The 22,565-nt window shown below is 65.6% G+C and carries 18 protein-coding genes and 1 pseudogene; 9 read left to right on the top strand and 10 right to left on the bottom strand.

All coding sequences use genetic code 11. The features are described from left to right. Positions 1–161 precede the first annotated feature (161 nt). Positions 162–1,001 carry a hypothetical protein gene (locus ACXNSR_RS24975; protein WP_458637690.1) on the bottom strand — a complete coding sequence of 280 codons (840 nt, stop codon included), beginning with the start codon at positions 999–1,001 and terminating at the stop codon, positions 162–164. A gap of 297 nt (positions 1,002–1,298) precedes the next feature. Between ACXNSR_RS24975 and ACXNSR_RS24970 the strand changes: the two genes are divergently transcribed. After that, entirely contained in the window at positions 1,299–1,838 is a 540-nt protein-coding gene (locus ACXNSR_RS24970; protein WP_458637689.1) for a Pycsar system effector family protein, read from the top strand. Here the strand turns inward: ACXNSR_RS24970 and ACXNSR_RS24965 are convergent. The 8 genes from ACXNSR_RS24965 to ACXNSR_RS24930 form a co-directional block, all read right to left on the bottom strand. Beyond that, positions 1,818–2,522: a Crp/Fnr family transcriptional regulator gene (locus ACXNSR_RS24965; protein ID WP_458637688.1), complete on the bottom strand. Its 705-nt coding sequence runs from the start codon at positions 2,520–2,522 to the stop codon at positions 1,818–1,820. The genes ACXNSR_RS24970 and ACXNSR_RS24965 overlap by 21 nt on opposite strands. Positions 2,523–2,789: 267 nt before the next feature. Beyond that, positions 2,790–3,842 (bottom strand): hypothetical protein, encoded by a 1,053-nt coding sequence (locus ACXNSR_RS24960; protein ID WP_458637687.1) that lies wholly within the window; start codon positions 3,840–3,842, stop codon positions 2,790–2,792. Further along, complete coding sequence (locus ACXNSR_RS24955; protein ID WP_458637686.1) at positions 3,823–4,944, bottom strand: AAA family ATPase; 1,122 nt, start codon at positions 4,942–4,944, stop codon at positions 3,823–3,825. The genes ACXNSR_RS24960 and ACXNSR_RS24955 overlap by 20 nt, the downstream gene beginning before the upstream one ends. Continuing rightward, positions 4,941–6,122 (bottom strand): DUF262 domain-containing protein, encoded by a 1,182-nt coding sequence (locus tag ACXNSR_RS24950; RefSeq protein WP_458637685.1) that lies wholly within the window; start codon positions 6,120–6,122, stop codon positions 4,941–4,943. The genes ACXNSR_RS24955 and ACXNSR_RS24950 overlap by 4 nt, the downstream gene beginning before the upstream one ends. 708 nt (positions 6,123–6,830) lie before the next feature. Then, entirely contained in the window at positions 6,831–8,450 is a 1,620-nt protein-coding gene (locus tag ACXNSR_RS24945; RefSeq protein ID WP_458637684.1) for an endonuclease NucS domain-containing protein, read from the bottom strand. A 750-nt stretch (positions 8,451–9,200) separates the two neighbouring features. Next, positions 9,201–9,509 (bottom strand): hypothetical protein, encoded by a 309-nt coding sequence (locus ACXNSR_RS24940; RefSeq protein WP_458637683.1) that lies wholly within the window; start codon positions 9,507–9,509, stop codon positions 9,201–9,203. After that, positions 9,506–10,042 (bottom strand): NUDIX domain-containing protein, encoded by a 537-nt coding sequence (locus ACXNSR_RS24935; RefSeq protein ID WP_458637682.1) that lies wholly within the window; start codon positions 10,040–10,042, stop codon positions 9,506–9,508. Before ACXNSR_RS24935 ends, ACXNSR_RS24940 begins: the two co-directional genes overlap by 4 nt. Before the next feature lies 1 nt (position 10,043). Then, positions 10,044–11,399 carry a tetratricopeptide repeat protein gene (locus tag ACXNSR_RS24930; RefSeq protein ID WP_458637681.1) on the bottom strand — a complete coding sequence of 452 codons (1,356 nt, stop codon included), beginning with the start codon at positions 11,397–11,399 and terminating at the stop codon, positions 10,044–10,046. 223 nt (positions 11,400–11,622) lie between these two features. Here ACXNSR_RS24930 and ACXNSR_RS24925 point away from each other — a divergent pair, with 223 nt between their 5' ends. From ACXNSR_RS24925 to ACXNSR_RS24910, 4 genes are all read left to right on the top strand, one after another. Then, positions 11,623–12,372 carry a hypothetical protein gene (locus ACXNSR_RS24925; RefSeq protein WP_458637680.1) on the top strand — a complete coding sequence of 250 codons (750 nt, stop codon included), beginning with the start codon at positions 11,623–11,625 and terminating at the stop codon, positions 12,370–12,372. 78 nt (positions 12,373–12,450) lie between these two features. Further along, the gene (locus ACXNSR_RS24920) at positions 12,451–13,362 is read left to right on the top strand and encodes a phosphotransferase family protein (protein ID WP_458637679.1); all 912 of its coding nucleotides are present in this window, start codon (positions 12,451–12,453) and stop codon (positions 13,360–13,362) included. Between the two features lies 1 nt (position 13,363). Next, the gene (locus tag ACXNSR_RS24915) at positions 13,364–14,056 is read left to right on the top strand and encodes a class I SAM-dependent methyltransferase (protein WP_458637678.1); all 693 of its coding nucleotides are present in this window, start codon (positions 13,364–13,366) and stop codon (positions 14,054–14,056) included. A 33-nt stretch (positions 14,057–14,089) separates the two neighbouring features. Further along, the gene (locus tag ACXNSR_RS24910; RefSeq protein WP_458637677.1) at positions 14,090–14,635 is read left to right on the top strand and encodes an HAD domain-containing protein; all 546 of its coding nucleotides are present in this window, start codon (positions 14,090–14,092) and stop codon (positions 14,633–14,635) included. A gap of 277 nt (positions 14,636–14,912) precedes the next feature. Here the strand turns inward: ACXNSR_RS24910 and ACXNSR_RS24905 are convergent. Then, positions 14,913–15,299 (bottom strand): annotated as a pseudogene (locus ACXNSR_RS24905) (cytochrome P450); the annotation flags it as partial. Between the two features lie 307 nt (positions 15,300–15,606). On the opposite strand from ACXNSR_RS24905, the gene ACXNSR_RS24900 reads away from it, so the two are divergent. From ACXNSR_RS24900 to ACXNSR_RS24885, 4 genes are read left to right on the top strand one after another with little or no spacing between them, the layout of a single operon-like run. After that, positions 15,607–17,187 (top strand): type I restriction-modification system subunit M, encoded by a 1,581-nt coding sequence (locus tag ACXNSR_RS24900; RefSeq protein WP_458637676.1) that lies wholly within the window; start codon positions 15,607–15,609, stop codon positions 17,185–17,187. A gap of 22 nt (positions 17,188–17,209) precedes the next feature. After that, positions 17,210–17,983 carry a hypothetical protein gene (locus ACXNSR_RS24895; RefSeq protein ID WP_458637675.1) on the top strand — a complete coding sequence of 258 codons (774 nt, stop codon included), beginning with the start codon at positions 17,210–17,212 and terminating at the stop codon, positions 17,981–17,983. Next, positions 17,980–19,233 (top strand): restriction endonuclease subunit S, encoded by a 1,254-nt coding sequence (locus ACXNSR_RS24890; protein ID WP_458637674.1) that lies wholly within the window; start codon positions 17,980–17,982, stop codon positions 19,231–19,233. The genes ACXNSR_RS24895 and ACXNSR_RS24890 overlap by 4 nt, the downstream gene beginning before the upstream one ends. Then, complete coding sequence (locus ACXNSR_RS24885; protein ID WP_458637673.1) at positions 19,230–22,340, top strand: type I restriction endonuclease subunit R; 3,111 nt, start codon at positions 19,230–19,232, stop codon at positions 22,338–22,340. The genes ACXNSR_RS24890 and ACXNSR_RS24885 overlap by 4 nt, the downstream gene beginning before the upstream one ends. Positions 22,341–22,565 lie beyond the last annotated feature (225 nt).

The raw sequence follows: 22,565 nt of genomic DNA, 5'->3' as shown, positions 1-22,565 counted from the left end.
GACGGCTCGGGGGCGGGGCGGGGATCGGCGGCGCCGTTCGCCTCCTCGGTTAACTGCCGGGGTTCACCGGGCACGCCGTCTCCTTCCCCACCGCTTCCGTGGTTCTCCGTGGGCCGATCCGTGGATCTCACGTGTGCACCCCGTCTCCCCGTCCGCTCTGCTCACTTGGAGATGCCGAAGACGACGTTCCCGTTGATGACGGTTCCGTGCAGGTTGTTGGTGACCGAGTCGCCGCCACCGGCGCCGGACGCGGCAGAACCTGAATCCGAACCGGAGGGAACATCGGAGTCCGCACGAGCCCCAGCACCGGAATCAACACCGGAACCGGCAGTGGAACCGGAACCAAAACCGGAACCAAAACCGGAATCGGAACCGGAATCGGAGCCGGAATCACTGAGGTCCAGCGCGTGGACGTCGTACCCCGGCACCCACAGCCAGGCCCGGCCCCGGTACTCCTTCTTCTCGACGACGACCTCGCGGTACTCCTCCGGCCGGAAGTTGGTGTACTCCTGGGCGACGAGATCCGTGAAGACCGGTGCGGTCAGCGCGACGGCGAGCGCGGCGTCCGGGGCCGCGGCGAGCGCCCGGCGCAGAGGGTCGCTCTCCAGGACGCGGGAGACCTCGACGGGGCCGGGACCCGCGAAGCCGTTGGGGGCCTCGGACACCGGACCGAAGTGCACGGCGGCGCGCAGGGCGAGCCGCGCGCCGGGCACCCGGTCGCGGTTGTGGGCCCGCAGTCCGGCGTCCAGCCTGCGCATGAACGGCTCTACGAGCGCCTGCTCGTCGGAGCCGGCCGGGAGCACGGCGAACTCGGAATCCCCGGCGGCCTGCCGCATCCAGGAGGCCCGGTCGAGCCCGGCCGCCTCGGCGGCCTCGGAAAGGAGCCGGGGCAAAGCTGTCTGGATCTCGCGCTGTCGCGCGGTGTCCGCGCTGCCGTAACCTCGCGCGTCGACAGCGAGCAGGAGCCGCCTGCCGAACACACCCATCGCACCTACGGACATCCCGTCCTCCTCGTCCGCGCCATCGGGAAGGACAGCATGCCGCACCTCCAACTCACTCGCGAACCAAGAGAGTTACGAGATCCAGGGTGATGCGGCATGCCGCTCCCGGACCGTTGCCCACCCCCCTGGGGCTCCGGTCGCCCTGCCAGTCGTACACCGGAACCAGCCACTCGCACCCCGTCGAAATACGGGATCCGGCGTAGTCGTCACGACGTCGTCCGATCCCGTAGAAGTGCCTGGTCCGCCCCGCGGGCGGGCGGCTCAATGGAATTCCGTCCGAGCCGCGTTGGAGATTCCGTGACATCCGTCCCGCCCACCTCACCCCCGGCGCCGCCCGCCCCGGCCGCGGGTGCGCCCGGCTCCGCCTCGCGCACGATGCTGACCGTCCTGCAGACGACGCACCAGCACGCCGACGCCAAGGCCGGCATCCTCTCCGCCGTGCAGGCGGCGCTCGTGGGGACGGCGGGAGCGTGGAGCGAAGCGGCGCTCGACGGCTGGCGGCGCGGCGGCCCACTGGGCTGGCTGGCGGGGGTGCTGCTGATGCTCTTCGCCTGCGGCCTCTTCGGCGGCGCGGCCTCGCTCGCGCTGGCGCTCCGGCCGCGCGTCTGGCGGCCCACCGGCCCCAACGACTACAGCTTCGTCCGGCTGGCCGCCGCCGCCGACCCGCCGCCGTCCGCCACCACCGCCGAGGACGAGCGGCAGCTGCACGCGATGATCCGTTTCCTCTCCGACGTGGCCCTGCGGAAGTACCGCTGCGTCACCGCCGCCGTGGTGTGCACCGCGGTGATGGGCACCACCGCGGGCCTCTGCCTGCTGTTACGGCCGCTGCTCGGCTGACCCGTGGGGGCGGCGCGGGGCGGGCGGCGCCACGGGCTCGGCGAGTTCGGCCACCCGGGCGAGCCGGGCGAGGTCGTGCACGGTGGTCGTCCGGTAACCGGTGCCGAGCAGCCCCTCGTCCCGCAGCTCGCGCAGCCCCTTGTGCACGGTGGTCTCCGCGGCACCGGTGAGCGCGGCGAGTTCGGGCTGGGTGAGCTGGAAGCCGATCACATGACCACCACCCGCCTCGGGCCGCCCGTACGCCACGGCGAGCTCCACCAGGAGCCGCGCGAGGCGCACCTTGACGGGATACCCCCGGAACTCGAGCCGCCGCCGGTTGGCCCAGCGCAGCCGGTCGGCCACGATCCGGGTCAGCGCCATCGCCACCTCGGGCCGCCGCAGCATCAGCCCGTGCAGGGCTCCCGGCCCGATGACCCGCGCCCGTAGCGGCCCGCAGGCGACCACCCCGGCCGACCGCGGGGCGCCGTCGAGCGCGGCCATCTCGCCCACGCTGTCCCCGCCGACGCGTACGGCGAGCAGCGACTCCTGCCCGTTCTCGACGGTCGCGGTGACCTTGGCGAACCCGCTGAGGATCACGTACAGATGCCGGTCGGTGGCGCCCTCGGTGAGCAGCACACCGCCGGATTGGAGCGTCAACTCCGAACCCAGACCGAGCAGTTCCGCCCGCGCGGGAGCGGACAACACCCCGAGCAGACTCCGACCCGGCCATTCCCACTGCGCACCCGGCCCCACGCCCACCCCTCCGCCTCCGCCTCCGCACCCACACCCCACGCCCGCAAAGGCTAGGCCCTCCCCCACGAATTGCCCCCACCCGCGCGGCCCGTGCCGGCGAGCAGAAGGGCGCGTACGCCGTGGGAGCACCGGGCCCACCGGACCTCGGGCCTGATCGATGTCGCGGCGGGCGGCACCCGGGAGCGGCCTCCTTGACGGAGAGCGGCCACTCGACCTGCTTCATGTCCCGAGATGCGCCGTGAAGATCCCCACCAGGACCCGGTCGTCGCGGTCGGGGATGGGCAGGGAGAAGTGCACTCGGTCCCGGTCCCACAGTCGCTTGCCGTGCCATTCACAACGGTAGGTGGCGCCTTCGTGACCGACATTGCGCTGTTCCCAGGCCTTCGCGTTCCTCCTCGTGTTCGGGCTCTCCGGGGAGATCTCCAGGTCCAGGGCCGCGAATCGGCGTATGACCTGGTTCTGGTCCCCACCGCACTCGGCCAGGGTCCGGGCGAAGTGGTCGTCGAGGGCCCCCAGCAGCCGGACCAGCCAAGGCAGTACCTCGGCGTAGGAGCCCTTGAAGTGGTGCAGGCGCAGGGATTCGGCGAACAGCAGCCGGGGAAAGGCGTCCTGGGCCAGCGTGAAGAAGCGCTCGGCCGGAACGCGCTCGTGGGCGTACAGCCCGCGCCAGAAACCGGGCGCGTCCCCGGGGCACCTCAGGACGTGCGCCCGTACCTCGTCGCACCCCTCCTCCGTCAGCCGCACCACAGTGAGCCATCCGGACGGCCAGTCGGGCTGTAAGACGTACGGCGCGAGCAAGACGGACATGGCACGTCCGTCGGCGGCGCGCGCCAGGGCGTGGGCTACGCCCCAGGAGGGTTCCCGCTCAGGGCCGTCGGCCACGCGGACCGGCCGCGGCAGATCCGACTCGGCGGGCTGCACGACTCGGCACTTGTCCAACAGCTTCTGCAGCCGGATCCGGTCGTCGTGGGACAGTCCGCCGCCCGGCGAGTACAGGGCATCGATCAACTTGGTGGACGGCAGGCACTCAAAGTCGTACGCGGCATCGACGAACGCGGTGGTGCGCCCATCGGCCAGTGGTTGAAGGGACTCGGCCAACGCGGCCAGTGCGTCCCGCAGCGAACCGGGATCTGTCAGCTCCCGCCAGTCGAAACACTCCTCGCCGATGACCACACGGTAGTCGTCGTCGGTCGTCCGGTCGTCGCACCCAGTTCCGAGGCCGCCTGAGGCGTCCTGTTCACCCCGGCCGGTCTCACCTGCCGCGTCGGGCACGAGCCAGCCCTCCGAGGTCGGTCTCGATCTGGTCGAAGAAGCCGCTGGGCCAGTGGCTCAGCTCGCCCTTGTCGCTGATGGTGACGGGCAGCACCTGGTCGTGGTCGAAGTAGTGAGTGATCATGTCCTCCGCCCGGAGGGTGCGGTCCTGTGCCACCGCGAGCCGCGCGCCGTTGAGGACGTGGTCGCTGTGCGTCTCCACCACGACCTGCACCCCGCTGCCCGCCACACGGGCCAGGAACCGGCCCAGGCGGGACTGTCCCGCCGGGTGCAGATGCGCCTCCGGGTTCTCCACGATCAGCAGGTCGCCCGGCTCGGTGAGCAGGCCCGCGACGATGACCGGCAGGGCGTACGAGACACCGAAGCCCGTGTTGACGGGACGGATCTCCTCACCGCCCAGGCCCGGCTCACCGAACCGGATTGTCCCGGCCATGATGCCCACGGCCACCCGTGCGGTGATCCGCAGCGGACGGATGATCTCCGAGGCCCACGCCTCGGCCTGGAGCCGGAGCTGCGGTCCGGCGGCCCCCGGGTTCCGCAGCGGTTCGCGGACCGCCCTGCGGCTGGTCACCGCGCGTGTGTCCCGCAGAGCCAGGACCTGTGCGGTGTACTCGCCCCGAACGCCGACCCCGATCCGGTCGGGCTCCTCGGCGGACACCGCCAGGGTGTCACGGGGGCCGAGCCGCTCAGCGCTCAGATAGGTGAACGCGGGGTCCTTCACATCCCGCCCGACGCCAGGAGCCGACTGGACCGGCAACCGCAACGTCTGAAGATGCAATGCCTGCTCGGAGTCCGGCAGACCCAGGGCGTACACCCACGCCTCACCCTTCGGACCACCCAACCGTACGGTGATCTCGCGCGTGTCGATCGCCCAGTTCAGCACGTCCTTGGCCTCGCCGAGGGCCAGCCCCAACGGGCCGTTCAGCCGGACGGCGCCACTTGCTGTGCCGCGTGCCGCCTCGGCCAGCCGCGCGAGCAGCAGGGACTGGATCACCGTGCTCTTGCCACCGCCGTTGACGCCGGTCAGGACGGTCAGGGGACGCAGGTCGAACGATTCCACCTCGAAGCGCTTGAAACCCCGGATCTCCAGGGAGGTGATCACCGGCCGGCTCCGGCATCCGCGACGGCGGCCTTGAAGCGGTAGTCGACCCGGCCCCGGTCAGCGGTGGAAGAGGTGATGGCATTGAGGTAACCGACATCGGACGTCATCCGCGTGCGAGCGGCCTTCACGATGGCCGTACGGCGTGCGCGCAGGTCCTCGACCGTGTGGTCGGGATCGGCCAGGGCCAGCGACCAGCTCTCGAACATGGCTCGGTTGATCGGTCGCCGCCAGTTCTCGCCCATGGGCCACTTACGGAAGGCGTGATCGCCGAAGACGAGGTACGCGTGGGACATCGCCCGCTCGAACGAAGCCTCCAGCTCGGCCACCTGCCCGTCCGGGACCTGCTTGGGATCGTCCAGCATCTCGGTGGCGTCCATCAGGAACGTTTCCATCACCGGCCGCTCCTGGTAGGCCCCCAAGCCCTTCAGCCAGAACGCGGTGAACCTCAGGGCCATCTCCCGGTCGTTCATCCTGATGTGGTCCGTCAGCCGACCCCCGGTGGCCTTCGCAAAGGCGTCCGTGTGGGTCATCCGGTGCAGGATGTCCCGGCTGCGCGGACTGCTCATGCAGTGCCTGATCTCCTGGCCGTTGAGCGGGGTGCCGCCCGTGTTGATCCGCTTGAAGATCTCGTACGTGACGCCACGGGGCGTGGTCGGGTCGATCACGTTGACGATCAACTGGGTGTTGTTGATCCGGCGTTGGAACGGCACCGGGAGATCACCGAAACGGAGGTTCTTCAGGTCGTCCAGGTGCTCCAACTTCCCGAGGGTGAAACCCTCGGCCGCCCCGCCCCGGACGAAGGCGTGCAGCGTGGACAGCCTCTGCAGGCCGTCGACGACCCGAAACGACCCGTCCACGTCCTCGGCGAAGTAGAACGCGGGCAGCGGAATCTGCAGCAGCAAGGACTCCACCAGCAGTGACTTCTGGTCGGCCCGCCATACCCGCAACCGCTGGAAGTCAGGAGCGAGTTCGATCGAACCCTCGTCGATCTGGTCGAGAATGTTGCGCAGGGAGAACTGACTGGTGTTCACCCGGATCTGGTCCGGGTTCCACGGCCGGTGGATGCGGGTGGTGTCCTCGCCGGCGTCCTCCACTTCGATGTCCGTGGCGTGTCCGTCGAACACGTCCTCCACAATGTCCGGAGCCTCCGGAACCGCCTGCGTGCCGTACGTAACCATGCAGGCCATCCTAGAGAGCGGGCCCACGGCACGGGGGCGTTGCGACGATCTCCCTGCGCACCCCAGGCAGTGTGCCGCCCTACCCGACGGGCCGCCCCCGCCCTCGACGTGCATGCCCCGGACGTCGAGCACGGCGCTGGCGTGCTCGACACCCCCCAGCACGGGAAACGCCAGGGGCCCGCCTCCGGAGAGGCAGGCCCCTTCTGACCCGCACGGTCACCACGTCAGTGACGCGGTGTCATGCCATCCGCTCAGACGTTGAAGCGGAACGCCTGAAGGCTGATCCTGACCTGCGACGGAGCCCCGTAGTGCGCCCTGACCAGGTGCTTCTTCGTTGGCGAGCGTTGGGGTCCGACGGTCTCTTACGGGTGTCTTGCGGACTGTCTGCGGACTGGCCTACGGAGGTTCGAAGGAGTCGACGTGCCTGCGCAACTCCGCCGCGATGCCTTCGTTGCCGCCCTCAACTGGGCAGTGGCCATGATTTCTGTTCGACGTTCGCCACAGCAAGGCTGCTCGCGAACCAGACGAGGTGCTGGGCGGGAACAAAGGCGTGCAGGAAGCACCCGACGATGTCAGCGGCTTCGCCGCCGGTCAGGTCAGTCGTACCAAGGATCGGAGCAATGGGATCAGTCCAGCCTTTTGGCCTGTCGCGCGCTGACCCGCCCATTGCAGCCCTCTGGGGCCAGTCACAACTGGCCCCTGTAAGGACTAGACGGCATGAACGAAGGCGCGGTACTCCCTGGCCGCCAGCTCCACCTCGCGGGAATGCCTGTTGAGATACTGCCCGATCGAGACGATCTCGCCATCAGCCGCAATGCTTGCGTACGCCTGTGCGTACCCGCGAGGGTCCGTGTCCGAGGAGTAGACGCGAGCACCCTGATCTTGATGTACCCAGATGCGGTGCTCGTCGGCCATAGTCGCCTCGGCCCAAACGGGTCCGACCTTCTCCAGGAGCACATAGTGCAGCCCCAGGAGGTCCAGTAGCTCTCGATCACGTTCCCACACTGTCCCCGCGTACATATTGCTCATCAGGAACAGCGGGTCTCGGTACACGAGCCGCACGGCATCGGGGAAGGACATGCCTCGACCGTTCCAGCATAGGGCGCCACGTACCGAGTGCCGCAGCCCTTGGCGGGGTACGGCTTCGCCCATCACCATGGGCAGGAGATTCTCCATGCGGTCCGGCCACCCATGGATGATTGCTTGCAGGAGGTCGCAGGGGTTGTAGACGTGCAATCCCACGTCTCCCTCACCGGCCTTCGGCCCCACTTCGTCGAGCCAGCCGTCCACGAGTGACGCCCACTCGTGGTTGCCGGCCAGGCTCTGCCGAGTCTCCTGCCGGAACGCCTTCCAACGGCTGGCTACCTGCGGGCTGGCGGTGCCCGTGTAGAGGATCTGGCTGTCTCCTCGTTCGTCCCCGGCAAGGAAGCGGAACAGGTCCTGCTGTTCGAAGGCGGCTGTGTCGTCGTAGGCGCCGGTGCCTCGGAAGCCTTGGATGGCCCAGTTGGGGTTCTCGGCGAGATTCTTCAAGAGCCCTGGCCGGGCAGATTCCATGTTCATTCCACGCAGCTTGCAGCGAGCAAGGCGGTTGCAGATCTCGGAAAGGGCCAGGTACTCAGCCTGGTGCTCGGCGGCGAATGGCTCGGGCCCGTCGTAACCACCCAGGAGATCCGTCGAGGTGAGTTCCTCGTTCACCCGGCCTACCGCCAGGTACAGGCCGAAAGGCGCAGGGATGTAGTGCTTCTCCGCTACCCGGTCCAGATCCGCCGCCAGCAGGTCGAGCGCCCCCAGCTCGTCCGCGACCTTGCTGATGATCCTCCAGCCCTGCTCACGCTGTTCCTCCGTGGTGAAGAAGAACAGGTTGTGGATGGGGGTGACGCGGGGCTCGAATGCCCGGGGCAGAAGCTCCACCCGCTCGGTCCCGATGGGGGTACCGCTGCTGTCCAGGAGCAGTCGGTACCCGCGAAGATCATGACTCCAGTCGCGCGCGGCGTGACTGACCGCGATCAGGAGTTCTTCCCAGTCATCCGGCATGGCAACGATCACTGCACGGATGCGGTCCGGCGCAAGGTTCTTCTCCCGGCAGAGAAGCTCGGTGTACTTGTTGACCTCGTGCAGGGCTTGCCGTGCGCTGGACCGGGACCGCTTTAGCTCGATGACCACCCACATGTGATGGCGGTCACGGGCCAGGATGTCGATGCTCCCCCTGGTGCCGTGTGCGTTGGGCAGCGGGTACTCCTTGAACTGAACCGGCCGGAGCCCTGGCTCGATCAACTGCAGGTTCTGTACGAGCGCGTCGCGCAGAACGTTTTCAAGAGGCGGTCGCATGGCCGAAGGCTAAACCGGAGGACTGACAACGACACTACGGTGGAACACAGTTGGCGAGTCTTCTGTACTTCATCCGCCATCCTGGCGAGCACAACCGCATCTCGGGCTACCCATGCTCCTCATCGAGCCCAGGGATCCCATTGAGGAACCTGCCCTTCCTGCCAGGATCCCCCTACACCCGATAGCCGGTTGCGGCGCTGGCGGCACGTACTACCTGTGTGGTGAGGCTGGGGCCGAGGAGAGACCCGTCCTGTACGCCAACTCGGAGGGCCAGGCCACATTGATCGGCGGCCGACCTCGTCGAGGCCATCACACTCATCGCCGTACTGCCCTTCTGGCGCGACCTGGCAAAGAGCTTCGCGATCAGCGAGCTTGGCTCGGACCTTCGGGCCGACCACCCGGACTTCGACGCCGAGCGCGACCGCCTTCTGCACGCCCTCGGGCTTGTCTCCGTCTCCGAGGAGGAGGCTGCCGCTTGCCTGCTGGCTGTGGCTGCACACACGGCCCCGGACTACGTGCCGCGCGTACCGGACGACGATTACCTGCCGTACGAGCTCCTGTCTCCGAGCGGCCCCTCATAGCGAAGCCAGCGCTTGTCGTCAGTACCGGGCGACGACCTGTCGCAGGTCCGTGCCCAGGAGGTCCTCCAGCGTCTGGACGCTCGCCGGCGGTAGCGGCAGCTCGCATTCTGGGTCTGTGGTGACGAGGCTGTACCTGGCGAAACCTGCAGCCTCGACGTAGTCGAGGGGTTCAAGTCCGTCTGGGCAGAGCAACAGGGCTCGTCACGGTACGCGCGTCGAAATAGCCGTCCGGAAGGGCTGCCGTGTCCATCGCGTCGCCCCACCAGTCCTCGATGTCGGAGCTGCATACGGGGCACCGAACACCGCACCAGTTTTCCCCGGGATCAATGAAGGCTGTGCCGGGGATGTCCCAAACGTCGTAACCGCCCAACGCCTCAGGAACCAGTTGCTGTAGCCGGGCCTGCGCGGCCTCGCTCGCAGCAGGCGCGGGCGAAAAGCGCGGGTCCGTGGGTATGAGATGGAGCAGCGTGATGCTCACGCTGCTGACCAGCCGTCCAGCGATACCTCCGAGCCGTCATTCAGGTAGTGGTGGAGGGCGCTGGCGGTGGTGTCGACGAACGCTTCGGGGATGGCGTTGGCGTCGACCCAGCAGACCTGCGAGTGCTTGCGGGGTTCGCGGTTTTCGGGTTCGCCGGTCCACTCGTGAGCGGCGAACACAACCGTGAGGAAGCCGTTGGGAGCTTCGACGCCCCAGGCACCGTGGATGATGTGGGCGACCTTTAGAGACTCGGGCTTCACCGTGAGGCCCGTCTCCTCGTAGAGCTCGCGCACCGCGGTCTCGGTGATGGGTTCGCCCGGTTCGCTCTTGCCGACGGGGAGGTCCCACATGCCCTGGGCGAACTTGGCGTTCTCGCTGCGCTGGAGGAGGACGACGCGGTTGGTCGCCTTGTCGTGGACGATGACGGCCGCGACCAGCAGGGTCATGGATTCGAGCGCCGGCTTGAGGGCCTTGGGCTGGTCGTCGGTCTGCTGGGTCACGGTGTTCCCTTCGTCGGGCGGGGTGTTGGGCATGTTAGGCGAGGGCCTCGCGGGCGCGGCGGGCGAGATCGGCGGCACCGGGAACGCGGCGCCGCTGATAGACCGCGAGGGTGGAACGGATCGAGGTGATCGCCTTACGGGTGCGGTCGGAGGTCATGCCCTCCATCAGGACCAGGGCCTGGGTCCAGGCGGCGACGGCCTCGTCGGCGCGGGCCTGGGCGGCCAGGCTGTCGCCGAGATCGGCATGGGTGAGGGCGTGGACGCGCTTGTACTTCACCGGGTCCCAGCGGGTGAGGGCGTCGCGGTGCTGCTGTTCGGTGCCGATGTGGTCGGCGAGGTCGGTCAGGGTGCGGGCGGTGTGGCTGGCCACGGTGCCGGCGGCGGGGCCGCTCACACGGGAGTAGCTGGGCTGGAGGCCGTCGTCCCGTAGGAGGGCGTCCTCGGCGGCGAGCAGGGCACGTGCGGCCGACGGGTTCTCGTTGGTGGCGGCGTAGGCGCGGGCATGGGTGATGTGGAGGAGTGCCTCAGTCTGGCCGTCGACGTGGCCGAGACCTGCGCGTAGGGCGCCTTCGACGAGGTCGACGCAGTGGTGGGGCTGCTTGAGGCTCAGTGCCTGGTGGGCGAGGGCGCGCATCATCCAGGCGGCGTGGCCGTGGGGGTCGGCTTCGCAGGCGAGCTTGTAGCCGACCTGGTAGTAGCGCTGGGCAGCGCCTTCCTGGCCGAGGTCGTGGTGTTTCCACCCTGCGAGGTAGGCGAGTTCGGCGACAGCGCCGAAGGCGGCCTGGCGTAAGGCTTCGCTGGGGAAGCGTCCGCGCAGCATGGGGGCGGCCGTATCGGCGAGGTACGCGGTGACGGTGGTCAGGCCGTGACCGCCGCCGAGGCGCTCGTCGGCCGCGCTGAAGGCCGCGGTGATCTGGCGTACGACGTCCACGTCCTCCGCCCCGACCACGGAGGTGCCCGTGCGGGCGCGGAGCATGCGGGCGGTGACCTCGTGGTCATAGACGAGGGGCATGGCGACGCCGGCAGTGGTGAAGGCTGCGATGGCGAGGAAGCGGCGGCGCTCGACGTCGGCGCGGCCCAGGTCGGTGGCGGCGAGGACCGGGTCGGATTCCGTCGGTGCTTCGTCATCGCTGGTCTGTAGGCCGATCTCGGTCTGGGTGATCGTGCGCCCTGCTCGCCGGGACAGTGCCTCGGCCAGGTACTGGCCTACCCGGCCCGATGGGGCGCGGGCGCCGTTCGCCCAGTGCGAGATGGCCGACTTGTTGGTCTGGAGGATCTCGCCGTTCTCGGCCGCGATGCGCCGCACGTCTCTGGCGAGGGTCTCGTACGTGCAGTCGACCGCCGCGATGACGTCACGCAGATGGGAGTTGGGTTCTCTCTGCGCCGCCACGATCGCCTCCGCCCTGGAGCTGTAAACCGCGTATACCGCTTCAACTGCCTTCCACCGTACCCACTGAGCGTGACCACCGGTTCACTTATCGGCAGCCGCCCGGAACGGCGCGACCGTGATCCAGGTTCCCCCTTGGTCCGGGCGGCACCCCGAAGTTCCGTACGCCCACACCAGGCTCGGGCATTCCTGTGCCCGAGCCTGGCCGATCAGAGACGGAGACACGGTGACCACCATCGACACCACGGCCATCACGGTCGAGCTGCCCGAGGCGTTCGACCCGCGCTGGAGCCGCCTGCCCGGCATCCAGGTCGACGGCCGGCGCATCACGATCGACCCGGCCGAGTACTTCTTCCGCTTCGAGTCGAGCACCTGGCTCGTCGCCGACTGGGAGCTGGTCAAGTCCCAGCTCCTGGACGTGGACGAGACGACCGAGAGCGCGGTCGAGCAGCTCGCGCTCGACTTCATCAAACAGCACAGCGAGTCCACGTCCGACGCGTCCCGCGTCCTGGCCATCGCGTACGAGGTGTACGCCTACCTCTTCCGCGAGGAGCACCTGGCCGGCCTCGGCCTGCCGCAGATCACCGCCGACCACCTGCGGATGCTCCGCGAGGCGGCCACGCTCATGGCGCTCAACAAGGTCGAGCTGGACGGACACATCTCCAACGTCGGCCCGTGCTGGTTCTTCCCCGCCGCCACCTCCGTCGTCTTCGACCTGGACGACGAGACGGGCGGGATGCTAGACGAGGTTTACCACGGCGGCTGGTTCAACGAGCACCGCCGGATCGAGTCCATCAAGGCCCACGCCGCCCTCGGTGGCCGGCTCGTGCACGGCTGCCAGTCCGTGCCGGACCAGTCCGGCGGCGTGGTCGCACCCTACGGCGCCTCGATGGCGAACTTCCGCGACGACCTCGCGGCCTTCAAGGCGGGCTGGATCGAGCAGGTCTACGCCCACCGCGTGAACCCCGCCGCGTAACCACCACCCGATCAGGCTCCGGGGCGGGCCGGCATCCCTCGCCCGCCCCGGACGCCACCATCTCCCCGGAGCCCTCCTGTGACCGCGAACCCCAGCGTCGAACTCCTCGACAACCTGCTCACCGCGACCGGCCAGACCACCGCCGTACGGGAGGAGGTGCGCGTGTGGTCCATGTCCGGCGTCGAGCGCGTGGCCTTCCCCGACGGCTCCACGGCCATCTTCAAGTACGCCAAGAAGCCCTTCGACAGCGAGGACCAGGCCCTTCGCCTGGCCCACACCCTCGGCGTACCCGTCCCCCAGGTCCACGCCTCCGCCGTCCTGGACGGCTGGCTCGGCATGCTCATGGAGGACCTCGGCCCGTCCGTCCGCGAGGCCGACGACCTCGACGGCGTCGCCGCGGCCGTGATCCTGCACGGCACCCGTACGGCTCCGCCCTTGCCCGTCCTCGGCCAGGAGCGCCTGCGCGCACTTCCGGCCCGGGCGCTGGAACACCTCGAACGGCTGCGTAAGGTCGACCGGTGGCAGGACGCCGACGACGTCGAGGATGCGCTCGACCGGATCGCCCAGGCCGCCGAGGCCCGCTCGGCCGGAGCAACACTGGAACCGTTCGGCTGGATGCACTCCGAGTTCCACCCCACCAGCCTCCACATCGGGGAGCGCGGATGGAGGCTGCTCGACTTCGCCCGCGCCTTCACCGGCCCCGGCCTGCTCGACCTCGCCAGCTGGCACGGCACCATCGAACCCCCGCACCCCGTGCGCCTGCGCGTCTTCCTGGAGCAGTACGTCACCGCCGGCGGCACCCCCGACGCCCTCGCCCCACGCGGCGGGCTCACCGCCGAGAACTGGGCCCTGGGCTGGCACCGCATGTGGGCCGTCGAGTGGTTCATGGAGCAGTCCATCCGCTGGATCAACGACCCGGCCACCGACCCCGCCTATATCAAGGCCGTCCGCCGCCACCTCACCGACGTCCTCCACCTCCTGGAGATCTGACGTGCTCGCCCAGGCATCCCCCTGGCATGCCCACGCGCTCCAGCGCACCGCTGCCGGACTCGCCGAACCCCTCTCCGTGCCTGCCCGGTTGGAGTGGACCACGAGACCCGGCCGAGGGCCCGGAGCCGAGATCCTCGGCCCCGACCTGCGCGGCAAGCGACTCCTGGAGCTCGGCTGCGGCCCCGGCCACAACGCCGCCCACCTCGCCACCCGCCACGGCTCCCACGTCACAGGCGTCGACCTGGTCGGCCTCCAGGTCCGCCGCGCCCGCTCCCACTACGGACGGCTGAACAACCTCACCTTCGTCGCCGGCCACGCCCTGCACTACCTGCACGCCTCCGACGAACAGTTCGACGCGATCTACTCCGTCTTCGGCGCCGTCGGGCTCGTCGCCCCCGAGCTCTTGCTACCGGCCATCGCCCAGCGCCTCACGCCGGGCCGGGTGCTCGCCTTCTCCGTCCCGCACCCGCAGCGTGGCGGCCGAAGCCCCTCGGGTGACGACCGGCCTCGTCGAGACCACGTCACTCTTCCCGATCGCACCCGCCTACCCATCGCCCGCTGGGAGTTCTCCACGGACCGGTGGGAGAAGCACCTAAGCCAGGCGGGTTTCTGGCTCACCTCGGCCCAGGAGTTCCACGACCCCCGCAGGGGCCACTGGCCCACCACCCTGCTGATCCGCGCCCGCAAGCTCTGACCAGCCATCGCCCGGCTTCCCTTGGAGGAACCGATGCGCCCGCCCTACCTGCTCCTCGACATCGACGGCGTCCTCATACCCTTCCCCGACGCAGAGGGCTCGGCCCCGGCCACCCACGTCCGCCACGACGTCGTCCCCACTGGCCGCAGCGCCGACAACCCGTTCACCGTCTGGCTCAACCCCGACCACGGCCGCCTGCTCATGGACGTCATCCGCACCGGCCTGGTCACTCCCGTCTGGTGCACCAGCTGGCGCCAGGACGCCACCACCCTCATCGGGCCCCTTCTCGACCTCCCGGCCCTGCCGCACGTCGACCTGCCACGTCCCCAGATCACCACCAGCCACCCCAACGGCTACCTCTGGAAGCGCGACCACGTCGACGCCTGGCTCGGCGACGCTCCCGCCATCTGGATCGACGACGACTTCACCGGCCTCGACCACGCCTGGGCGGAGGAGCGCACAGCCAAGGGAACGGCGACGCTCCTCGTTCAACCCGACCCGCACCTCGGTCTACAGCCCGAGCACCTGACCGAGGTCGTGAGGTGGGTCGCGCAGTTACACACAGCCCGCACCGCCTGACGGCTGAGCCCTCGCTGCCACGAGCAGCGAGGGCATCAGGATGCGCTGCGGGGGCTGACTACCTGGGTGCCTGTGGGGTCAGGACCAACTCGGGCGGTACCGACTGCCCTGCCGGACCTACGGCTCGGCTGTCTGAGAAGCGTGTCTACTTCCGCAGATACAGCGTCGAGGAATTTCTGACCAAACAGACAGAGGGACTCTTCCCGTGGGTACTAAAAACTGCCCATACGGAAGTCTTCCGAGAGGTAGATGCAGTAATCCCCGTCAGGGTACGGACGAAGGCGAGGTAGCCGGCAGCGTCCCGTTCCGTATCGAATTGGCCTAGTGGCGGGAATCGTTCCGGGTCGCGGTTGGCAGCTCCGAGGGCGACCAGTACCGGTGCGTCTACCGGGATGTCAGTGTGGCCTCGGTGGTGTGCCTGAAAGTGGCCGTGCTGACAGGGGAGTCGAATCAAAGCAGCTCGTCCAGTACCGCAGGGATGCCGTCCGGGTTCTGGCGGAGGCGGTCGAGTTCGGCCGGGTGCTGGAGCAGGGACAGGGTCGCGTTGCCGAGGAAGTCGGTCGTGACCTCGTGGCCGGCCACGAGCAGGAGCACCGCGAGAGACCAGCCTCTCCTCGCTCAGCCGGTCGTCGCCGTCGCGAGCTGAGATAAGGCGGTCGAGGAGTGGGAGATGATGGCGGGACGGACACGGCACCCTCATGGATCTTGAAGTGCAGAGAACTCCATGATCCACAAGGGGCCGTGTTCGTTCATCTCCGGGTCCGCTCGTCAGGGCTGATCGATCCAGGCCTGGGCGACTCAGGCAAACGCTAGGGCCCAGGACACCACCCCCTGTCACCAGCAAGGCCACCGACGCCAGAGCGCGCCAAGATCGGAACTGCAGCCACCGCGGCTGTGCCGCCGCCGTTACCCTGGCTGCACACTTCGAAGCAACGTGATCGCGCCGTGGCGCGGAGGAGAGCAACTGCAACATGGCACCGACCACCAAAGAAGGCCAGCGGGCAGAGCTGCACAAGACGATCTGGCGTATCGCGAACGACCTGCGCGGCAGTGTCGACGGCTGGGACTTCAAGAGCTACGTGCTGGGCATGCTCTTCTACCGCTTCATCTCCGAGAACCTAACGGCGTACATCAACCACGGCGAACATGAAGCTGGAGATGAGTCGTTCGACTACAAGGTGCTTCCCGACGCGCAGGCCGAGTTCGCTCGTGACGAGGTGGTGGCAGAGAAGGGCTTCTACATTCTGCCGTCTGAACTGTTCGCCAATGTCCGCGAGCGCGCCGCGCGGGACGAGAACCTCAACGAAACGCTCGCTCGAGTCTTCAAGAACATTGAAGGCTCGGCGCTGGGAACCGACAGCGAGGACGATCTGAAGGGGCTGTTTGACGATCTTGACGTCAACAGCAACAAGCTCGGAGGAACGGTCGCCAAGCGCAACGAGAAGCTCGTGAAGTTGCTCAACGCCATCGGCGATCTGCCGCTGGGGCGGTTTGAGGACAACTCGATCGACCTGTTCGGCGATGCCTACGAATACCTGATGCAGATGTACGCGGCCAACGCGGGCAAGTCCGGTGGCGAGTACTACACGCCGCAGGAGATCTCGGAACTGCTGGCGCGCATCACGGTCGTCGGCAAGAAGCAGGTTAACAAGGTCTATGACCCGGCGGTCGGGTCAGGCTCGCTGCTGCTGAAATTCGACAAGGTGCTCGGCAAGAACAATGTCCGCCGGGGCTTCTACGGTCAGGAGATCAACCTGACCACGTACAACCTTGCCCGGATCAATATGTTCCTACACGACGTGAACTACTCCGACTTCAACCTCGCGCACGGCGACACTCTCATCGACCCGGCGCACTGGGACGATGAACCGTTCGAGGCGATCGTCTCCAACCCGCCGTACTCGATCAGGTGGGAAGGTGACGCGAACCCGCTGCTGATCAATGATGAGCGGTTTGCGCCGGCGGGCGTGCTGGCGCCGAAGTCGAAGGCCGATCTGGCCTTCACGATGCACATGCTCAGCTGGCTCGCCGTCAACGGCACGGCTGCGATCGTCGAGTTCCCTGGGGTGCTATACCGCGGGGGTGCGGAAAAGAAGATCCGTAAGTACCTGATCGACAACAACTACGTCGACACAGTCATCCAGTTGCCCGCCGACCTGTTCTTCGGAACCACGATCGCCACGTGCATCCTTGTGCTGAAGAAGTCGAAAAACTCCAGCGATGTGCTATTTATCGACGCCTCAGCCGAGTACAAGCGTGTCGGCAACAAGAACAAGCTGCTCGAGGAGCACCAGGCGAGGATCCTCAATGCGTTCACCACGCGTGAGCCGGAAGATCACTTCACCACGCTCGTCAGCATCGAGGACATCGCGACGAACGACTACAACATCGCTGTGTCCTCTTATGTGGAGTCGGAGGACAAGCGCACAGAGGTCGACATCGTCGAGTTGAACGCCGAGATCGCCCGCATCGTGGCGCGGCAGGCGAAGCTGCGCACGTCGATCGACGCGATCGTTTCCGAGCTGGAAGCGGGGGGAAATGCGCTTGTCTAAACTCCTATCCGACGCTCCCGCTGTGGAAACCATGCAAGTGGATGGTTTTCTCGACGGGCACGCACTGAAGTGGGGTAGGCACAAGAGGATCAAAGTAGGGAAGGTCCTCCGAAATTTCCATTGCCGCGCCTGTGACGCTCAGCGAACCTTCATGTCTGGAGATGAGCTGTCATGCTTGGGTCTTGGCAACAATCAGATCAGTATCGACGCCACACTGCAGTGCATCGAGTGCCAGTCATCTGTGGAGATATGGTTCCTGATCGGCAGCAACAGCGATATTTCCAGTGTTGCGCCGGAAGTGCGTGTCGAGCGCTACACGGAAAATCTTCGTGACCGCGCTGACAGGGTTGATAGCCATCGTGGCCCGTTCTCGGATCTGGTCAAACGAGCGCAGCTCGCGTATGAGAACCAGCTCGGTGCCGGGTCGATCGTCTACCTTCGTAAAATCTTCGAGCTCGTTACGTTCGAAGTGGCCGAGATTGCCAAGATCGAGACAAAGAAGCATAACGGACGAAATCTCCCATTTTCCGTGGTGCTGGAGAATGTGAATCAAGTTCGCAACATCATTCCGCGACGTTTCTCAAGTGACGGCTACCAGCTATTTCGCGAGCTCAGTGAAATTATCCATGGCGAGTCAAGCGAAGAGGAAGCGCTCCAGAAATACAAGCCCTGCCTCCAGCTGGTCCTAGGCGTTGTTGACGAAGTAAGCCGTGACAACGAATACGCGCAAGCGATCGAAGAGCTAGGCTGGAACGTCGAGAATATTAGTGAGATCACAGGAGGAGGCGTCTCGTGAGCCGTATCGATGAAATGCTTCATGAGCTGCGCCCGGGCGGTGTAGTTTTCAAGGAGCTTGGTGATTCAGGTACGGTCTTCGGCGGACTAACGGGCAAGTCGAAGGCTGACTTTAGTGATGGCAACGCCCGTTACGTGTCTTATACGAACGTGTTCAGCAACATCGCAGTCGACGTCGAGGCTAATGACTTCGTGAAAGTCGAATCCGGCGAACGGCAACGGATGCTCAAGCACGGCGATGTGATTTTCACTGGCTCGTCGGAGTCTGCTGACGAAGTCGGTATGACGTCTGTAGTGACTGCAAAGGTGAACGAACCTCTCTATCTAAATAGCTTCTGCATTGGGTTCAGGCCGAACGATCCAGACCTGCTCGATCCAGATTTCTCCAAGTACCTGTTCCGATCAAGCGGGATGCGCTCCCAAATCATCAAGACTGCAAACGGTGTGACTCGCTTCAACGTATCGAAGGCGCGCCTCGCGAAGGTGCGAGTACCCATGCCACCCCTCGAGGTGCAACGGGAGATCGTGAGAGTATTGGATCAGTTCACTCAGCTGGAGGCGGAGCTGGAGGCGGAGCTGGAGGCGGAGCTGGAGGCGCGCCGCCGCCAGTATCAGTACTACCGAGACAAGCTGGTGAGCGAGGCTGTCGGGGCAGAGCATCTTCGCCTAGGTGACGTTGGTTCCTTTGTCCGTGGACGTCGCTTCACCAAGAACGATGTGGTGGATTCTGGAATTCCAAGCATCCACTACGGTGAGATTTATACCGAATACGGAACCTCCACTAACAAGGCCGTTAGGCAGGTCCGTGTTGAGCTTCGCGATCAACTTCGGTATGCGAAACCTGGGAGCGTAGTATTCGCCGGTGTTGGCGAGACGGTTGAAGACGTGGGTAAAGCTGTTGCGTGGCTAGGAAACGAACCAGTGGCGACGCACGACGACACATTCGTGTTTACCTCTCCGTTGAACCCCAAGTATGTCGCTTATGCGGTGCAGACAAGGGAGTTTCATCGCCAGAAGGAACGCCATGTGTCGCGGGCCAAGGTGAAGAGGCTCTCAGCGGCTGGGCTCGCCGATATCAAGATCCCGGTCCCGAATCTGGCAGTGCAGGAAAAGATCGTTGAGACGCTCGACAATTTTGATGCCCTCGTCAAGGACATCGATTTCGAGCTACCTGCTGAGATCTCATTTCGCCGCAAGCAGTACGAGCACTACCGTGATCGGCTCTTGACGTTCACGGAGGCTGCGGCATGAGGGAAGCGCAGGCGCGCAAGTACGACCCGATCGCCGTCTCGGCTGAAAGCACCGTCGTTGCTGAGTACGTCCCCGATGCCTCTGGAGCCGCGACATACCAATCGGAGGCGGCGCTTGAGCAGGAGATGATCCGTCTGCTGGAGGCGCAGGCGTATGAGTACCTCCCGATCGCATCGGAGGCGCAGCTTGTCGCGAACCTGCGGATCCAGCTTGAGGCGCTAAACCACATGTCGTTCTCGGATTCTGAGTGGGAGTCGTTCTTCTCCACCAAGATTGCCGGACAGAGCGAGGGCATCACAGAGAAGACGGTGCGGGTCCAGGAAGACCACGTTCAAATTCTGAACCGTGACGATGGTTCGACGAAGAACATCACTCTCATCGACAAGAAGAACGTCCACAACAATCGTCTGCAGGTCATCAACCAGTACGAGGTTGACCGGGGCGAGGGCGGTGCGAGCTTCGCGAACCGGTACGACGTGACGGTGCTAGTCAATGGTCTGCCGATGGTGCATATCGAGCTCAAGCGCCGTGGGGTGGACATCCGCGAGGCGTTCAACCAGATCAACCGGTACCAGCGCGATAGCTTCTGGGCAGGCTCTGGGTTGTTCGAGTATGTGCAGTTGTTCGTGATCAGCAACGGCACGCTGACGAAGTACTACTCCAACAGCACCCGCTCGAAGCACTTGAAGGATAGCCAGAAAGCTGGCGGCGCGGGCAAGGGGAAGAAGTCCAGTAACTCGTTCGAGTTCACGTCGTGGTGGGCGGACGCGCAGAACAAGCCGATCGCGGAGCTGACCGCGTTCGTCAAGACGTTCTTCGCCAAGCACTCGCTGTTGAACGTGCTGACGAAGTACTGCGTGCTGACAGCCGACCGTGACCTGCTAGTGATGCGGCCGTACCAGATCGTGGCGACGGAGCGGATCTTGCGGAAGATCGAGTGCTCGACGAACCGCAGGACGCTTGGCACCGTCGAGGCGGGCGGGTACGTCTGGCACACGACCGGGTCGGGCAAGACGTTGACATCCTTCAAGGCTGCGCAGCTGGCATCGAAGCTACCTGATGTCGCGAAAGTGTTGTTCGTCGTCGACCGCAAGGACCTCGACTACCAGACGATGCGCGAGTACGACCGCTTCGAGAAAGGCGCCGCCAACTCGAACGCGTCCACGGCGATCTTGAAGAAGCAGCTGGAGGATCCGAACGCAAGCATCATCATCACGACAATCCAGAAACTGTCGACGTTCATCAAGGCAAACCGGGGACACGAGGTGTTCTCGGGCCACTCCGTGATCATCTTCGACGAGTGCCACCGGTCGCAGTTCGGCGACATGCACACCGACATCACGCGAGCCTTCAAGCGGTACAACCTGTTCGGCTTCACCGGCACCCCGATCTTCCCCCCCAACTCCTCGAACGGCGGGAACCCGCTGCTGAAGACCACTGAGCAGGCCTTCGGCGACAAGCTGCACACGTACACGATCATAGACGCGATCACGGACAGGAATGTCCTGCCGTTCCGAATCGACTACATCAACACGATCAAGGTTGGCAACCCAGACGACAAGCAGGTCTCGGCGATCGATCGGGAGCGCGCTCTGTTGGATACACGCCGGCTCCGCGAGATCACGACGTACGTCCTGGAGCACTTCGATCAGAAGACGAAGCGGCAGACGAGTTATGAGCACGTGGTTGTCACCAATGTTGCGGAGTCGACCCGGCCGCGGCGTCAGGCAGAGGCGCTTCGCGAGAGGAAGCGCGTCCGCGGCTTCAACGCCCTGTTCGCCACCGCCTCAATCGAGGCAGCGCAGCGCTATTACTTGCAGTTCAAGCTTCAGCAAGAGGCGCTCACCCCGGATCAGCGGCTGAAGGTGGGCATCATCTTCTCCTACGGCGCGAACGAGGCCACCGATGACGGGATCCTTGACGACGAGGCGTTTGACACCGACGGACTGAGCGGAGACGCACGCACGTTCCTGGAAGATGCGATCCGGGACTACAACGCGATGTTCGGCACCAGCTACGACACCAGCGCCGACAAGTTCCAGAACTACTACAAGGACCTGTCGCAGCGAATGAAGAACCGCGAGATCGACTTGGTCATCGTGGTGAACATGTTCCTCACCGGCTTCGACGCGACCACGCTCAACACTCTGTTCGTCGACAAGAACCTGAAGATGCATGGTTTGATCCAGGCATACTCGCGCACCAATCGAATCCTCAACTCCGTCAAGCGCCACGGGAATATCGTCGTCTTCCGTGACCTCGAAGAGGAGACGAACGCGGCGCTCGAGCTGTTCGGGAACAAGGACACCAAGGGCATCGTCATCGTGCCGTCCTACAGCGAGTATTACAGTGAGTACGCCGAGAAGGTCACCGAGCTGCTACAGACCTTCCCGCTTGGCACCCCTATCATTGGGGAGCAGGCCCAGAAGGCCTTCATCAACCTTTTCGGTGCCGTACTGCGGCTGCACAACATCCTGACCGAGTTCGACGACTTCGTCGGCCAGGACCTGTTGGCAGATCGCCAGCACCAGGACTACCGCAGTATCTACCTCAACTTGTACGCCGAGTTCCGTGCGGAGACCGCCGCGGAGAAGGAACGCATCAACGAGGATGTCGTCTTCGAGATCGAACTGGTCAAGCAGGTCGAGATCAACGTCGACTACATCTTGATGCTCGTTGAGAAGATGCGGGCCGAGCGTGGGAACGGTGAGGACAAGGAGATTCGTGCCCAGATCTCGCGTGCGGTCGACGCTAGCCCGAGCCTGCGGAGCAAGCGTGACCTTGTTGAAGACTTCGTGAACTCGCTGTCTGTGCACGGCGCTGTCGATGAACAGTGGCAGGCATACGTGGGGGCGAAGCGAGATGCTGAACTCGCGGCGATCATCGAGGAGCAAAAACTCAAGCCCGAGCAGACCCGGGCGTTCATCACGGCTGCGTTCCGTGACGGGCAGATCCGTACGACTGGTACGGAGATTACGAAGATCCTTCCCCCCGTCTCTCGTTTCAGTCGTGATGGCGGCCACAGCGACAAGAAGAAGCGTGTGATCGAAACATTGACACAGTTCTTCGAGCGGTTCTTTGGGCTGGGCGCTGGAGGAAACGGCTAACCGATGCGACGGGTCCCTTGATGGCTGGCAATCTGAAAGAACGCGTACTCGGCGTGGCTTCTCATCAACGTGCGCGATCATGTCATCGACACACGTCTCGACGCCCGCTTTCTTTGAGAGCGCCTTCAGGCAACCGCTCAGCACTCCAGCTGATCTGGTACGCCATCCAGAACTGAACGGAAAGCGCCGTCTCCTCAGGGTTGGGCGTTCCCCAAGGGAACACTG

The sequence above is a fragment of the Streptomyces sp. NC-S4 genome, assembly GCF_054353315.1.
This window is presented reverse-complemented; position numbering and strand designations above follow the sequence as displayed.